We start from the raw sequence: 15,000 nt of genomic DNA on the forward strand, positions 1-15,000 counted from the left end.
TCAGCTTTCTTAAGTGCATCGTTTGTTGCAGCTAACACTAAGTCTTGTAACATTTCGATATCTTCTGGATCTACAACTTCTTCTTTCACTTTTACTTCAAGAATTTGCTTATGACCATTTGCAATAACTGTGATCATACCGCCGCCAGCTGTACCTTCAACTGTTTTTTCGCCAAGTTCTTCTTGCGCCTTCGCCATTTCCTTTTGCATCTTTTGCATTTGTTTCATCATGTTATTCATATTTCCCATTCCGCCACGCATCATAATTAATTCCTCCTAATTATTATTACTCTTTTATTTCAATGAGTTCTTGCCCTACTAATTTTACAGCCTCTTCTATGAGAGGATCTTCTTTTTTCTCTGGGCTTTCTTCAGAACTTCCACCTTCACGCTGTAAAAAATCTTCACGGATTTTACCCCATTCACTTTTTGGAATGGCAATCATATTTAATCTTTTACTTAGCAATTCAAATAAAGTTTGTTCCACTGTATCCATAGCCTCTCGATTTTCGCTTGCCATTTTACAGTGAATCTCATATTGGAATGCTAAAACGTAAGTATCATCTGAAGCCGCTACCGGTTCGCTATTTTCTAATAAAACAGCAAACGCTACTTTGTTGTATGCTTTGAGTCTTCCTAACAACTCTCCCCATACAGCTTTTAATTGTTCTAAATCTTGACGCTTCGCTTGCTTTAATACTTCATTTACGCGTCCGACAGGTATCTTCATACTTCCTGTCCGTACTGGCTTTGGTGCTGCACGCGTCTCTCTGACTTCCTGCTGCACACCAGCCGGCACACCATTCTTTTTGACTTGTTCTAACTCTTTCTCTAATTGCTGCATCCTGTTCATAATTGCTTGTAAACGATCTGCACCATTTGCTTGCATCATAAACTGTTGACACAGTTGTACCATAACAACTTCTAAGAAAATTCGCGGATGATTTGTCCACTTCATTTCCTGTTGTGCTTTACTAAGAGTATGAATGATCTCATAGATTACTTCCGGCTGCATTTCTTCACTTAACGTCCGGAATTGCTCATCAACCATTACTCGTTCCAACATATGTTCCAATTGTGGTGAAGTTTGATATAAAAGCATATCACGATAATAGTAAATGAAGTCCTCCATAAAGCGAACTGGATCTTTCCCTTTACCCATCATCTCATCTATGATACGTAATGCTCTTGATACATCATTTTCACGTATACATTCTACTAAGTTGCCTAAGTATTGCTGAGAAACAGACCCTGTTACAGCTAATACATCTTCTGTCGTAACAGTCTCATCACTATAAGATATTGCCTGATCAATAAGACTAAGCGCATCACGCATACCACCTTCAGCGGCACGTGCAACAATTTGTAATGCCTCATCTTCTACTTGCGTACCTTCATTGTTCACAACTGTCGATAATCTCTCAACAATATCATTTACTGATATCTTTCGAAATTCGAAACGTTGGCAACGCGAAATAATTGTAGGCGGTATCTTATGCGGTTCTGTTGTCGCCAAAATAAAGATAACATGTCCTGGCGGTTCTTCTAACGTTTTTAAAAGCGCATTGAAGGCACCCATGGAAAGCATGTGAACTTCATCAATAATGTATACTTTATATTCTACAGCACTTGGAGCATATTTTACTTTATCTCTAATATCTCGAATTTCATCTACACCGTTATTTGAAGCCGCATCAATTTCTAATACATCTGAAATAGATCCTTGTGTAATCCCCAAACAAGAAGGACATTCATTACAAGGTTCAGCTACCGGAGCATGTTCACAGTTAATTGCTTTTGCAAACACTTTTGCAATTGTCGTTTTTCCTGTTCCTCTCGGCCCAGAAAATAAATAAGCATGTGAAACTTTCTCTTGAAGAAGGGCATTTTGCAACGTTTTTGTCACGTGCTTTTGACCGACTACATCTTCAAACTTTTGCGGTCTCCATGTTCGGTATAACGCTTGGTATGACACGAAAATACGGCCTCCCTCAAAGGTTATTATCTCATTTATTATAACCCATTCTGTTTATAGATTCCAAAAGTTATTTTCTATACAAAAAACCCACCTTAGTATTAAGGTGAGTTTTGTATACATATATAACTGCCGTGCACCTTCTGTCGATTACGTACCATAAGCGTTACTTAAGCAGTTAGCTCGGTTCAGGCACTCCTGCGGCACACGAGAAGACCCGCTTATTGCTGCTTCCTTCCGGACCTGACAAGGTTCACGGGGTCCCGTTGCGCAGGACCCAAACGTCAACACCACTTACTTAAGGCAGGCCTTACAGCAACATAACCTCGAGAAGGGATTCGGCCTCGCTAGAGCGGATTGCGAGTATAGGGCACCGCTACCTCCCCGCTTAGCACGGCAAAGTTAAAACCAATATTCGGTTGCCTTCATTAAAGGCACTATCAGTATAACTTGTTTTTTTATAAAATGCAAATACGTTAATTCTCTTTACTTTTCTCTAATTTCTTAATCGCTTTTCTTTTTTTACGAAGCGCTCTAAAAAAGTTCGTTAACAGCGTACCGCACTCTTCTTCTAATACACCAGCTACTACTTCACATTGATGATTAAAGCGTTCATCCGTTAACAGATTCATCAATGTCCCTGCACATCCACCTTTCGGATCACTCGCACCATATACAACTCGCTTTACTCGTGATAAAACAATTCCACCCGCACACATCGGGCAAGGCTCTAATGTTACATATAACGTCGCATCTTCTAAACGCCATGTCCCTAATTTTTTGCACGCCTCATCAATAGCTAACAACTCAGCGTGAGCTATCGATCTTTGCTCAGTCTCCCTTAAATTATGAGCAACACTAATTACTTCACCATCCAACACTATAACTGCCCCAATCGGCACTTCTTGTATTGCCTCTGCTTTTTTAGCCTCTTCTATTGCTAACTGCATAAAATAAATATCTTGATCACGTTCCATAAAATAGTCCTTTCATTACAAATAAAGTACACTTATTTCCATTTACTACACATGGGATAACTTTTATAAATTCAATCCACCCTAAGAAAAAAAGAGAGGGGATTACATATGAAGAATACTGCCTTACTCATTATCGATATGATTAATGACTTTCAATTTTCACACGGGCCTATCCTAGCCAAAAAATGCGAAATGATAACCAATCCTATTTTACAATTAAAGAAAACAATGAAATCCTTCGGTTGCCCCGTCATTTATATTAATGACCATTATCAACTTTGGAGGTCTGATATTGACCAATTGATTACTCATTGTACAAATGAGTATAGTAAAAATATCATTCATAAGATCGCTCCAAATGCTGATGATTACATTTTTATTAAACCACATTACTCTGCTTTTTATGAAACACCTTTAAATTCTTTATTAGGCTATTTAAAAATAGAAAATCTAATATTAACAGGTGTCGCCGGGAATATATGTATCCTCTTTACAGCTAACGATGCTCATATGAGGAATTATACATTGTATGTACCACAGGACTGTATCGCCTCTAATCATGATCAAGATAACCTGCATGCTTTAAAAATAATGGAAACGACATTAAAAGCAAATATAGTACCTTCGTCTCAAATAAAATTTAATTAATACATATATCTATTTTCTAACTTTTTATATCAAATTAAACCGCTCGCCTTCCTCTTGTGCTACAATAATTCTGTTTTGTGTTTTTAGTAGTCACGGTAAATCACTGATTGAAAGGAGGAAACAGCGTGACCGGAGTACCATTTATCACGGTTGAAGGACCAATTGGTGTTGGAAAAACTTCACTTGCGAAGGAAATTTCAACTCACATGCAACTCCACTTACTGAAAGAGATTGTTGATGAAAACCCCTTTTTAGGAAAGTTCTATGAAGACATCGACGAATGGAGTTTTCAAACAGAGATGTTCTTTCTTTGTAATAGATACAAACAATTAGAAGATATTAACATAAAGTATTTGAATCAAAGGAAGCCAGTAGTAGCGGACTACCATATATTCAAAAACGTAATTTTCGCATCCCGTACATTAAAAGATTCTCAATATGACAAGTACATGCAAATCTATCGTATCCTTACACAAGATATGCCTGTTCCAAACGTTATCGTTTATTTAACAGCTAGCTTAGAAACATTACAAAAGCGAATCGCAATGCGCGGAAGAGAATTCGAAAAAAATATGGATCCAAATTACTTACTACAGCTCACAAAAGATTACGAAACAGCAATGGATGCTTTTAAAAAAGACCATCCAGATATCCCAGTATTGAAATTTAATGGAGACGATATGGATTTTGTAAAAAATCCTGATGATTTAAACGTCATCCTATCTGCCCTTCAAAATACTCTCTTAAAGGAGTCGAAATAATAATGAATTTAAGGCAAAAATATGATATCCCAAATGACGCAGTAATCACTATCGCTGGAACAGTAGGTGTCGGTAAATCCACTATGACAACTGCATTGGCTAACGCTTTAGGATATCGCACGTCATTTGAAAAGGTAGATTCTAACCCGTATTTGGACAAGTTCTATGCTGATTTCACACGCTGGAGCTTTCACTTACAAGTGTATTTTTTAGCAGAACGATTTAAAGAACAAAAAAGAATTTTTGAATACGGCGGCGGTTTTGTTCAAGATCGCTCTATCTATGAAGACACTGGCATTTTTGCAAAAATGCATCACGAAAAAGGTACAATGACGGAAACTGATTATGAAACATATAAAGGTTTATTTGACGCTATGGTCATGACTCCTTACTTCCCTCATCCAGATTTACTCATTTACTTAGAAGGTTCTTTCGATGATATCGTTGATCGTATCCAAGAACGTGGACGTCCGATGGAACAGCAAACACCAATTGAGTATTGGAAAGAGATGCATGGGCGTTATGAAAACTGGATTAATAACTTTAATTCATGCCCTGTTTTAAGATTAAACATTAATGAATATGATATTTTAAAAGATGGTGATTCCATTGAACCAATCATTAAAAAAATCGGCCATTTTTTAAAACAAACACGTAAACTTGTAAAATAAAAAACCCGTGCATACGCACGGGTTTTTCTATTAAATTACTTCTTCTTTGTTGGAGCAATAATTTCACTCTCAGGTTTTCCAGCGTTAATACGCTGACGAACAGTACTTGTACTAATATCGTACGCCTCAGCAATCTCTTTAACAGTCATTTCTTTCCCGTTAATTACTGCTGTTAATACTTTACCTGTACGTTTTGGAGCTGCTTCTTTCTTTACAGCTTCTTTTTTAACTTTTTTTGGTGCCTCTACTTTTGTTGCAGTTTGCTTTACATTACAAGTGCAACCACAAAGTTTACGGAATGTATCATCGCTAATAATGCGTGATACATTTGCACCACTGTTTAAAATTCTATTGTTCTTACAGACAGGACATTGTACATAATATAAAGTTTTTCCATCTAAAGGAAACGTTTGTATAATAAGATCCATGTTGACTCCTTTCATATCTATGAAGATAATCATCGGAATATGAGTGTGTAATAAGGACAACATATCCTTACCCCATACTTTATGATTGGTTTTAAAATAAAAACTCGTTACGTGTTGGTAACGAGTTCTCCAATCTCCACTTATATGCGCTGTTGTCAATTATATCTGGAGGAGGTAGAGGGATTCGAACCCCCGCGCGACTCTCGCCGCCTGTCGGTTTTCAAGACCGATCCCTTCAGCCAGACTTGGGTATACCTCCATATTGACATCAAATATAATATCAAAAGAAAAACAGTTAGTCAACCCTACTAAAATAAATTATGAGGAAAGGAAAATTTCACTTTCCCTCTCCTACATTATAGTACTGACAACGCTCATAATTACCAATCACTCATACCGATGAATGTTTATAAATTTACTTAATAACTGTTTTTCCTCCCATATAAGGGCGAAGAACTTCTGGAATTATAATTGTACCATCTTCTTGTTGGTAGTTCTCTAAAATAGCTGCCACCGTACGTCCAATTGCAAGACCAGATCCATTTAATGTATGAACATGTTCTGGTTTGCCGTTTGGTTCACGACGGAAACGAATGTTTGCACGTCTCGCTTGGAAAGCCTCGAAATTACTACAAGAAGAGATTTCACGATATGTGCCATAGCTTGGAATCCATACTTCGATATCGTATTTCTTCGCTGCTGTAAATCCTAAATCGCCTGTGCACATGCTCATAACGCGATATGGCAACTCTAATAATTGTAACACGCGTTCTGCATCATTTGTTAGTTTTTCTAACTCTTCATAAGAATCTTCTGGTTTTACGAACTTCACAAGCTCTACTTTATTGAACTGATGCTGACGAATTAAACCACGTGTATCACGGCCGGCTGAACCTGCTTCAGAACGGAAACAAGAGCTAAATGCAGCATATCTTATAGGCAATTGATCTTTATTTAAGATCTCATCACGGTGCATATTTGTTACAGGTACTTCAGCTGTTGGAATTAAGAAGTAGTCTTCACTTTCAATACGGAATGCATCTTCTTCAAACTTCGGAAGTTGTCCTGTCCCTGTCATGCTTGCACGGTTTACCATATAAGGAGGTAATACTTCTTCATATCCATGCTCATCAGTATGAAGATCAAGCATAAAGCTAATTAAAGCACGCTCTAATCTTGCGCCAGCACCTTTGTAGAATACGAAGCGGCTTCCTGTTACTTTTCCAGCACGTTCAAAATCTAGAATTCCTAAATCTGTAGCAAGATCCCAATGTGGTTTTGGTTCAAAAGCAAATTCCTTTACTTCTCCCCAAGTGCGAGCTACTACATTATCATCCTCTGTTTCACCAACTGGAGCAGATTCGTGAGGAATATTTGGAATAGATAGCATCAATCTTTCTAGATCTTCTTCAACTGTACGAAGTTCATTATCAAGATCTTTTACTTTTTCTCCAACTTCACGCATTTCTAAAATTAGAGCTTCTGCATCTTTCTTTTCGCGCTTCAATACAGAGATTTGTTGAGATACTTCGTTACGTTTACTTTTTAGTTCCTCTGTTTGAACAAGTAGTTCTCTTCTTCTCGTATCCAACTCTTCAAAGCGACCAAAATCAGTTAAATCTTCGCCTCTATGCTGTAACTTTGCTTTTACTTCTTCAAAATTTGTACGTAAAAATTTAATATCAAGCATTATATACTCCTCCTTTTATTTTATAAAACACAAAAAACTCCCGTCCCTATATAAAGGGACGGGAGTTAACCCGCGTTGCCACCCTAGTTGAAAGCATTACCGCCTTCCTCTCAAGTAGAAATAACGGCTCTTCACCGGGAATGTTTACTAATCATAAAGATATTCCACATTCCATTCCAGGATGGATTCACAAACTGTTTCTATCGATTTCCACCAACCATCGACTCTCTATAAGAAACGACATTTGTTACTACTTCCTATCAACACGCTTATTTTATAAAATTGTTACCATCAATTTACTATAATCTTATACAAGTTGCAAGTTACTTATACAACTTTTTTCATTTTCGCTTCTTTTACCATTTCTACAAAGTATGCTGTTACACGATGATCATCCGTTAATTCCGGATGGAAAGAAGCAGCTAAAAACGGCCCTTGTCTTACAGCCACCATTCGATCACCATGTGTAGAAAGTACCTCAACATCATCCGCTACATTTACAACATACGGAGCACGAATAAATACGCCAACAAAATCTTCTCCCACACCTTTAATAGAAAGTGCAGCTTCAAAGCTATCTTTTTGACGTCCAAACGCATTACGCTCAACTGTAATATCCATAGCACCAATATGTGCTTCGTCATAGCCAATAAGTGTTTTTGCAAGAAGAATCATTCCTGCACATGTACCAAACATTGGTTTACCAGACTTCGCAAATGTACGAAGTGGTTCCATGAAAGCATACTTATCAATAAGACGGCGCATAGTTGTACTTTCACCGCCTGGTAAAATAAGACCATCAATCTCTTCAAGTTGTTCTATACGCTTTACAACAACAGCTTCTGCACCACTTGCTTCAACTGATTTTACATGTTCACGAACTGCACCTTGAAGACCTAGTACACCGATTTTCACCATTTTAAAGTTCTCCTTCAATTACCATCCACGCTCTTGCATGCGTTGCTCTGGTAGTAACGTTGAAATTTCAATACCTTTCATCGCATTACCTAGTCCTTTAGAAAGGCTTGCAATTAACTCGTAATCCTCATAATGAGTTGTCGCTTCAACGATTGCACGTGCAAATTTCGCTGGATTCTCTGATTTAAAGATACCAGATCCAACAAATACACCATCCGCACCAAGTTGCATCATTAACGCTGCATCTGCTGGTGTTGCTACACCACCTGCTGCAAAGTTTACAACCGGCAAACGACCAAGGCGTTTAATTTCAAGTAGTACTTCATAAGGAGCACCAGTATTTTTTGCATATGTCATTAACTCATCTTCACGTAGACTTGCAACTTGACGGATTTCTGCATTGACTTGACGCATATGACGCACTGCCTCTACAATGTTTCCTGTTCCTGGTTCGCCTTTTGTACGAAGCATAGATGCACCTTCTGCAATACGACGTGCAGCTTCTCCGATATCACGGCAACCACATACAAATGGAACTGTGTAATCACGTTTATTTAAATGGTATACTTCATCGGCAGGAGTTAATACTTCACTCTCATCGATATAGTCTACCCCTAATGATTCTAATACACGTGCTTCTACAAGGTGACCGATACGGCATTTTGCCATAACCGGAATTGACACTGCACCCATAACTTCTTCAACAATTGTTGGGTCTGCCATACGAGAAACGCCACCTGCTGCACGAATATCTGCTGGTACACGCTCTAATGCCATAACGGCAACTGCGCCTGCCTCTTCTGCAATTTTTGCTTGTTCAGCGTTAATTACGTCCATAATAACGCCGCCTTTTTGCATTTCTGCCATTCCACGTTTTACACGTTCTGTCCCTGTTACATTTGTCATGTTACAAAAACCCCCCTAGGTGAATTGCTTTTCCCCGTTAAAGGCGAAAATTAAGAATACTCTTACATTCTACCACTAACTATCAGATGCTTGTCTACTAATTTTTCATAAAGTCGGTATGAAAAATAGGAATAAGAAAAAGCCCCTACAATGAGGAGCTTTTAAAACCAACCTTTTACTGTATCAACAGCACTATTCCATATACCACTAAAGAAAGAACCAATTCCGCGCATAGCACGAGTAAACCAGTTTGCTTCTTCTACTTCAGATGTTGTTACAAGATCCACTTGTAACGACTTACCAGTTAAAAATCCAGGGTCGTTTGCATCTTTTGGCGTAATTACCATTTGACCAAGCGCAGCTCCCTTTTTAATAGGTGCTTCTTGTCCCTTACTTGATTCTTTTAATTCTGTTTTATAAACATCTTTACTTCCTTTTGGTACTGGAAGTGAAATGGCTTGTTTCGTTTGAACTGCTACATCTTTGTCTTTCGCATTTTCTACTCGTACTGTTTCTTGTCCTTTTACTGAAGAACCTTTTTTATACATTTGTTTCATTTCAAAATTAGCAAATCCATAATCATATAGCTTCTTTGTTTCATCAAAACGTGCTGTATGAGAACTTGTTTTAATCACTACAGAAATAAAACGCATACCGTTTCTTTCAACCGTACCAGTGAAGCAATCTCCCGCTTCTGGAGTTGAGCCTGTTTTTAGGCCATCTACGCCATCATATTCTTTAACTAAGCCCTTTAACATCCAGTTCCAGTTCGACATTGCAAACTTCTCTTTTTCTGGACGGAATTCTTTTTTCGGGATTTTTGCTGTATCTAACACTTTGGGATAATCTTTAATTAAATGTTGTGCTAAAGTTGCAACATCCTTTGCAGACATTTTATTCTCTTCATCCGCTGTTGTTCCTTCTGGATGCATTCCCTTTAAATCTTTATTCGTTAAACCTGTAGAATTGACAAATTTATAATTTTTCAATCCTAGTTCTTTCGATTTATTATTCATCATTTTTACGAAATCTACTTCTTTACCTGCAATTGCTTCTGCTAATGCAATCGTTGCACCATTTGCAGAGAAGATTGCCATTGCCTCGTATAACTCTTTTACTGTATAAGAACCACCATTTTCTAATGCCACATTTGATAATGAAGCATCTTGTGAAACTTTATACGCATATTCAGAAACCTTAATTTTCTGATCCCACTTAAGCTTTCCTTTATCCACTGCTTCGTGAACTAAATACTCACTCATCATCTTTGTCATACTAGCAATGGATAATAATTCATCTGCATTCTTTTGATATACAATTTTCCCAGAATTCGCTTCTACTAAAATTGCCGCACCTGCTTCAATGTTTAAAGCGGCTCCTGTTTCAGCTGATGCATTGCTATATGGTAACAACATACTACAAGCTAGTGTAAGCATTGTTACTAGCGCAATGAATCTTTTGCAAAACATACCTTTCACTTTTGCTACCCCCAATATCTATGTACTCACATAACCGTTATTCTAACATAATCAAAAAAAAATAGACAGAGATATAAAATCTCCATCTATTTATATATAAGACATTATAATGAGTAGTTTGGAGCCTCTTTTGTAATTTGTACGTGATGAGGATGACTTTCAAGTAAACCAGCACCTGACATACGAACAAATTGTGCATTCTCACGTAAGAATTCTAAATCTTGTGCTCCGCAATATCCCATACCTGCACGTAATCCACCAACTAATTGATGAACTGTATCTGCTAAAGGTCCTTTATATGGTACTCGTCCTTCAATACCTTCTGGAACAAGTTTTTTATTTCCTTCTTGGAAATAACGATCTTTACTTCCTTTTTCCATCGCTCCGACAGAACCCATACCACGATATACTTTAAATTGGCGACCTTGATAAATTTCAGTTTCACCAGGACTTTCAGCAACACCAGCAAACATACTACCTAGCATAACAACATGTGCTCCTGCTGCTAAAGCTTTAACCATATCACCAGAGTACTTAATACCACCGTCAGCGATAACTGGGATACCGTGTTTACGAGCTTCTGTTGCACAATCATAAACCGCTGTTAATTGTGGTACACCAACGCCAGCTACAACACGTGTTGTACAGATAGAGCCTGGTCCAATACCAACTTTAACTACGTTTGCACCTGCTTCAATTAATGCTTTTGTTGCTTCAGCAGTAGCAACATTTCCAGCGATAATATTTAATGACGGATACTTTGCACGAACTTCTTTTACCTTATCAATAACACCTTGAGAATGTCCATGAGCCGTATCAAGTACGATTGCATCTACGCTAGCTTTTACTAATGCGTCAATACGAGTCATAGCATCAGCCGTTACACCAACTGCTGCTCCAACTAATAAGCGCCCTTGCTTATCCTTCGCAGAATTTGGGAATTCAATTACTTTTTCAATATCTTTTATTGTAATAAGCCCTTGTAATACACCGTTGTTATCAACAAGAGGGAGTTTTTCAATTTTATACTTTTGTAGGATCTTTTCAGCCTCATCTAGCGTTGTACCAACTGGAGCTGTAATTAGCTGTTCTTTTGTCATTACGTCGGAAATTTTGATTGAGTAATCTTGGATAAAACGCATATCACGGTTTGTAATAATACCAACTAATTTTCGCTCGTCTAAATTATTTACAACCGGTACACCTGAGATACGATATTTTCCCATAAGGTGCTCTGCATCATACACTTGATGTTCTGGAGTTAAAAAGAAAGGATCTGAAATAACACCACTTTCAGAACGTTTTACTTTATCAACCTGCTCGGCTTGTTGTTCAATAGACATATTTTTATGAATAATTCCTAAACCGCCTTGACGAGCCATTGCAATAGCCATATCCGCTTCTGTTACTGTATCCATTCCTGCACTAATTAACGGGATGTTTAACTGTAAGCTTTCAGATAAAACTGTTTTAACACTTACTTCTCTTGGTAGTACATCTGACTTTGCTGGTACAAGTAATACGTCATCAAAAGTCAAACCTTCTTTAACAAATTTAGATTCCCACATAATTGTTCCCCCCATGATACCAGAAATTATTATTAGTAGCTTATCAATTGGTTAAAATACTGTCAAGGACGTATATATATGTTAGAATTTTTAGACAATAAAAGGAGCGTAATATATGCATCAGACACATTGTACTTGGCAGCAATTAAGTTTCTTCTTTTCATCTCAAAATGTACAACGTTATCTTGCCCGTTGTTATGAAAAATCCTCCATACAAAATGCTGAAAAAAAAAGTTTTGAAAATTGTTATCCCTTTATTTATTACTTAGAACATGGGAAAAATTATTATGAATTATATAAGGTAGCTCCCTTTTCAATTCAGCCAATGTTATTGTTTTATGGAATGAGCCAACTTTTTAAAGCATGCTTATTAACTATTGATCCGAACTATCCTGAATCCACTACTGTTTTAGCTCATGGTGTTACGACTCGTAAGCGGAAAAAACAGGGATATCAATTTTTAGAAGATGAGGTAAAGGTACAAAAAAATGGATTATTTACTCATGTGGCAGAACAGCTGTTTCACATGAAACACTTAGAATCAGAGAAGTTTAACATGTTGGATTTAATGGGGAATATTCCTGAATTACAAAACTTATTTCGCTATAGTCAACGAGGTGCCACTTTGTATAAAATTGATTCAACAAATGCAAATGAACTTTCCTTTTCAGTCAATATACTAGATCGACTTCATATGACTTCAGAAAGATTTTCACGTTATATTGAATCAATTTGTAAGCACTTATCCGTGCAACATGTTACTGGGAAAACGAGCGCCTCCAATTTGCTTTTTACAGCTCCTATTCAATCGTGGAATCCTATATATAGTACGCCTTTATACTACGAATATCTCGCTGATACTTATTACTTACCACTTACAACTGACCCTAGAAATCCTAAACCCGTATTACCTGAACTTCTTGTTCACTATTTATTGCTCTACAATTTAAGTATGATTTCTAGATACGAAACAGATTGGTGGTATGATTTACTTGGAAGCTATGGCTCTGAAGATTACCCATTTATTTATCAATTTCTTACTATTTCTGCTCAAAAAATTCCTTACTATATTTCGAATTTTTTACTAGCAGAACCGAACCTATTTCATGGGAAATAAAAAAACACAAGTCAAAAGACTTGTGTTTTTAGTTGCTTGGCGACGTCCTACTCTCACAGGGACAAGGTCCCAACTACCATCGGCGCTAGAGAGCTTAACTTCCGTGTTCGGTATGGGAACGGGTGTGACCTCTCTGCCATCATCACCAAACTATGAAGGCATATTCCTTCAAAACTAGATAACATTTGCTACATATTATATGGTTAAGTCCTCGATCTATTAGTATTCGTCAGCTCCACATGTCACCATGCTTCCACCTCGAACCTATCAACCTGATCATCTTTCAGGGATCTTACTAGCTTACGCTATGGGAAATCTCATCTTGAGGGGGGCTTCATGCTTAGATGCTTTCAGCACTTATCCCTTCCGCACATAGCTACCCAGCTATGCCCTTGGCAGAACAACTGGTACACCAGCGGTGCGTCCATCCCGGTCCTCTCGTACTAAGGACAGCTCCTCTCAAATTTCCTACGCCCACGACGGATAGGGACCGAACTGTCTCACGACGTTCTGAACCCAGCTCGCGTACCGCTTTAATGGGCGAACAGCCCAACCCTTGGGACCGACTACAGCCCCAGGATGCGATGAGCCGACATCGAGGTGCCAAACCTCCCCGTCGATGTGGACTCTTGGGGGAGATAAGCCTGTTATCCCCGGGGTAGCTTTTATCCGTTGAGCGATGGCCCTTCCATGCGGAACCACCGGATCACTAAGCCCGACTTTCGTCCCTGCTCGACTTGTAGGTCTCGCAGTCAAGCTCCCTTATGCCTTTGCACTCTACGAATGATTTCCAACCATTCTGAGGGAACCTTTGGGCGCCTCCGTTACACTTTAGGAGGCGACCGCCCCAGTCAAACTGCCCACCTGACACTGTCTCCCGGGTCGATAAGACCCGTAGGTTAGAATTTCAATACAGTCAGGGCGGTATCCCACCAGCGCCTCCACCGAAGCTAGCGCTCCGGTTTCAAAGGCTCCCGCCTATCCTGTACAAACTGTACCAAAATTCAATATCAGGCTACAGTAAAGCTCCACGGGGTCTTTCCGTCCTGTCGCGGGTAACCTGCATCTTCACAGGTACTATAATTTCACCGAGTCTCTGGTTGAGACAGTGCCCAAATCGTTACACCTTTCGTGCGGGTCGGAACTTACCCGACAAGGAATTTCGCTACCTTAGGACCGTTATAGTTACGGCCGCCGTTTACTGGGGCTTCAGTTCAGAGCTTCGCTTACGCTAACCCCTCTCCTTAACCTTCCAGCACCGGGCAGGTGTCACCCCCTATACTTCGCCTTACGGCTTCGCAGAGAGCTGTGTTTTTGCTAAACAGTCGCTTGGGCCTATTCACTGCGGCTTTCCGTTAAGAAAGCACCCCTTCTCCCGAAGTTACGGGGTCATTTTGCCGAGTTCCTTAACCAGAGTTCTCTCGCACACCTTAGGATTCTCTCCTCGCCTACCTGTGTCGGTTTGCGGTACAGGCACCTTTTATCTCGCTAGAAGCTTTTCTTGGCAGCGGGGAATCAAAGACTTCGCTCCATAAGGAGCTTCCCCATCACAGCTCAGCCTTTACGATAAGCGGATTTGCCTACTTATCAGCCTAACTGCTTGGACGTGCACAACCAATCGCACGCTTCTTCTATCCTTCTGCGTCCCTCCATTGCTCAAACGATAAAGAGGTGGTACAGGAATATCAACCTGTTGTCCATCGCCTACGCCTGTCGGCCTCGGCTTAGGTCCTGACTAACCCTGAGCGGACGAGCCTTCCTCAGGAAACCTTAGGCATTCGGTGGACGGGATTCTCACCCGTCTTTCGCTACTCATACCGGCATTCTCACTTCTAAGCACTCCACCAGTCCTTCCGGTCTGACT

Annotated in this window: 13 protein-coding genes, 1 tRNA gene, 2 rRNA genes, 1 other RNA gene and 1 other annotated feature (2 of these 18 running past the window's edge); of the genes, 4 read left to right on the forward strand and 13 right to left on the reverse strand. The window is 39.1% G+C overall.

Annotation, left to right across the window (positions count from 1 at the left end; all coding sequences use genetic code 11):
- The 4 genes from QCI47_RS28150 to tadA all read right to left on the reverse strand — a co-directional run.
- Positions 1 to 260, reverse strand: partial view of a YbaB/EbfC family nucleoid-associated protein gene (locus tag QCI47_RS28150; RefSeq protein WP_001996460.1) — the 5' portion only. It extends 67 nt beyond the left edge of the window; only the first 260 of its 327 coding nucleotides appear in the window; its start codon is at positions 258 to 260; its stop codon lies off the left edge, out of view.
- 25 nt (positions 261 to 285) lie between these two features.
- Positions 286 to 1,974, reverse strand: coding sequence for a DNA polymerase III subunit gamma/tau (gene dnaX, locus QCI47_RS28155; protein WP_000121557.1), 1,689 nt, complete (start codon positions 1,972 to 1,974; stop codon positions 286 to 288).
- Positions 1,975 to 2,106: 132 nt separating this feature from the next.
- Positions 2,107 to 2,371: signal recognition particle sRNA large type (gene ffs / locus QCI47_RS28160), an RNA gene on the reverse strand.
- A 79-nt stretch (positions 2,372 to 2,450) separates the two neighbouring features.
- A complete protein-coding gene (tadA, locus tag QCI47_RS28165; protein WP_000439009.1) occupies positions 2,451 to 2,951 on the reverse strand; it encodes a tRNA adenosine(34) deaminase TadA in 501 nt (166 codons plus the stop codon).
- A gap of 108 nt (positions 2,952 to 3,059) precedes the next feature.
- Here tadA and QCI47_RS28170 point away from each other — a divergent pair, with 108 nt between their 5' ends.
- From QCI47_RS28170 to QCI47_RS28180, 3 genes are all read left to right on the forward strand, one after another.
- Positions 3,060 to 3,599 (forward strand): cysteine hydrolase family protein, encoded by a 540-nt coding sequence (locus QCI47_RS28170; protein WP_071742072.1) that lies wholly within the window; start codon positions 3,060 to 3,062, stop codon positions 3,597 to 3,599.
- Between the two features lie 125 nt (positions 3,600 to 3,724).
- Positions 3,725 to 4,360 (forward strand): deoxynucleoside kinase, encoded by a 636-nt coding sequence (locus QCI47_RS28175; RefSeq protein WP_000148224.1) that lies wholly within the window; start codon positions 3,725 to 3,727, stop codon positions 4,358 to 4,360.
- 2 nt (positions 4,361 to 4,362) lie between these two features.
- The gene (locus QCI47_RS28180; protein ID WP_001053585.1) at positions 4,363 to 5,031 is read left to right on the forward strand and encodes a deoxynucleoside kinase; all 669 of its coding nucleotides are present in this window, start codon (positions 4,363 to 4,365) and stop codon (positions 5,029 to 5,031) included.
- Positions 5,032 to 5,066: 35 nt separating this feature from the next.
- Here the strand turns inward: QCI47_RS28180 and QCI47_RS28185 are convergent, their stop codons facing one another.
- The 7 genes from QCI47_RS28185 to guaB all read right to left on the reverse strand — a co-directional run bounded on the left by QCI47_RS28185 (position 5,067) and on the right by guaB (position 12,019).
- Entirely contained in the window at positions 5,067 to 5,459 is a 393-nt protein-coding gene (locus QCI47_RS28185; protein ID WP_000364209.1) for a sigma factor-like helix-turn-helix DNA-binding protein, read from the reverse strand.
- Between the two features lie 166 nt (positions 5,460 to 5,625).
- Positions 5,626 to 5,718: transfer RNA gene (locus QCI47_RS28190), tRNA-Ser, on the reverse strand.
- A gap of 156 nt (positions 5,719 to 5,874) precedes the next feature.
- Positions 5,875 to 7,149 (reverse strand): serine--tRNA ligase, encoded by a 1,275-nt coding sequence (gene serS / locus QCI47_RS28195; protein ID WP_000884180.1) that lies wholly within the window; start codon positions 7,147 to 7,149, stop codon positions 5,875 to 5,877.
- A gap of 51 nt (positions 7,150 to 7,200) precedes the next feature.
- Positions 7,201 to 7,422: a binding site (T-box leader), on the reverse strand.
- A 54-nt stretch (positions 7,423 to 7,476) separates the two neighbouring features.
- Positions 7,477 to 8,067, reverse strand: coding sequence for a pyridoxal 5'-phosphate synthase glutaminase subunit PdxT (gene pdxT / locus QCI47_RS28200; RefSeq protein ID WP_000238780.1), 591 nt, complete (start codon positions 8,065 to 8,067; stop codon positions 7,477 to 7,479).
- 18 nt (positions 8,068 to 8,085) lie between these two features.
- Positions 8,086 to 8,973, reverse strand: coding sequence for a pyridoxal 5'-phosphate synthase lyase subunit PdxS (pdxS, locus tag QCI47_RS28205; RefSeq protein ID WP_000186156.1), 888 nt, complete (start codon positions 8,971 to 8,973; stop codon positions 8,086 to 8,088).
- 161 nt (positions 8,974 to 9,134) lie between these two features.
- Entirely contained in the window at positions 9,135 to 10,442 is a 1,308-nt protein-coding gene (gene dacA / locus QCI47_RS28210; protein ID WP_129075294.1) for a D-alanyl-D-alanine carboxypeptidase DacA, read from the reverse strand.
- A 113-nt stretch (positions 10,443 to 10,555) separates the two neighbouring features.
- Positions 10,556 to 12,019, reverse strand: coding sequence for an IMP dehydrogenase (guaB, locus tag QCI47_RS28215; protein WP_000264078.1), 1,464 nt, complete (start codon positions 12,017 to 12,019; stop codon positions 10,556 to 10,558).
- Positions 12,020 to 12,134: 115 nt separating this feature from the next.
- Between guaB and QCI47_RS28220 the strand changes: the two genes are divergently transcribed.
- Positions 12,135 to 13,136, forward strand: coding sequence for a YaaC family protein (locus QCI47_RS28220; RefSeq protein ID WP_000554271.1), 1,002 nt, complete (start codon positions 12,135 to 12,137; stop codon positions 13,134 to 13,136).
- Between the two features lie 34 nt (positions 13,137 to 13,170).
- Here QCI47_RS28220 and rrf read toward each other — a convergent pair.
- Together rrf and QCI47_RS28230 are read right to left on the reverse strand one after the other, a co-directional pair.
- Positions 13,171 to 13,286: ribosomal RNA gene (rrf, locus tag QCI47_RS28225) — 5S ribosomal RNA — on the reverse strand.
- A gap of 49 nt (positions 13,287 to 13,335) precedes the next feature.
- A 23S ribosomal RNA gene (locus tag QCI47_RS28230) occupies positions 13,336 to 15,000 on the reverse strand (it continues 1,257 nt past the right edge of the window).

It is taken from the genome of Bacillus cereus group sp. RP29 (assembly GCF_040459765.1).
Taxonomy (GTDB): domain Bacteria; phylum Bacillota; class Bacilli; order Bacillales; family Bacillaceae_G; genus Bacillus_A; species Bacillus_A paranthracis.

Coding starts and splice junctions, on each gene's coding strand:
- tadA (WP_000439009.1), bottom strand. CDS start 2,951: ATGGAACGTGATCAAGATATTTATTTTATGCAGTTAGCAATAGAAGAG.
- QCI47_RS28170 (WP_071742072.1), top strand. CDS start 3,060: ATGAAGAATACTGCCTTACTCATTATCGATATGATTAATGACTTTCAA.
- QCI47_RS28180 (WP_001053585.1), top strand. CDS start 4,363: ATGAATTTAAGGCAAAAATATGATATCCCAAATGACGCAGTAATCACT.
- QCI47_RS28185 (WP_000364209.1), bottom strand. CDS start 5,459: ATGGATCTTATTATACAAACGTTTCCTTTAGATGGAAAAACTTTATAT.
- serS (WP_000884180.1), bottom strand. CDS start 7,149: ATGCTTGATATTAAATTTTTACGTACAAATTTTGAAGAAGTAAAAGCA.
- pdxT (WP_000238780.1), bottom strand. CDS start 8,067: ATGGTGAAAATCGGTGTACTAGGTCTTCAAGGTGCAGTTCGTGAACAT.
- pdxS (WP_000186156.1), bottom strand. CDS start 8,973: ATGACAAATGTAACAGGGACAGAACGTGTAAAACGTGGAATGGCAGAA.
- dacA (WP_129075294.1), bottom strand. CDS start 10,442: ATGTTTTGCAAAAGATTCATTGCGCTAGTAACAATGCTTACACTAGCT.
- guaB (WP_000264078.1), bottom strand. CDS start 12,019: ATGTGGGAATCTAAATTTGTTAAAGAAGGTTTGACTTTTGATGACGTA.
- QCI47_RS28220 (WP_000554271.1), top strand. CDS start 12,135: ATGCATCAGACACATTGTACTTGGCAGCAATTAAGTTTCTTCTTTTCA.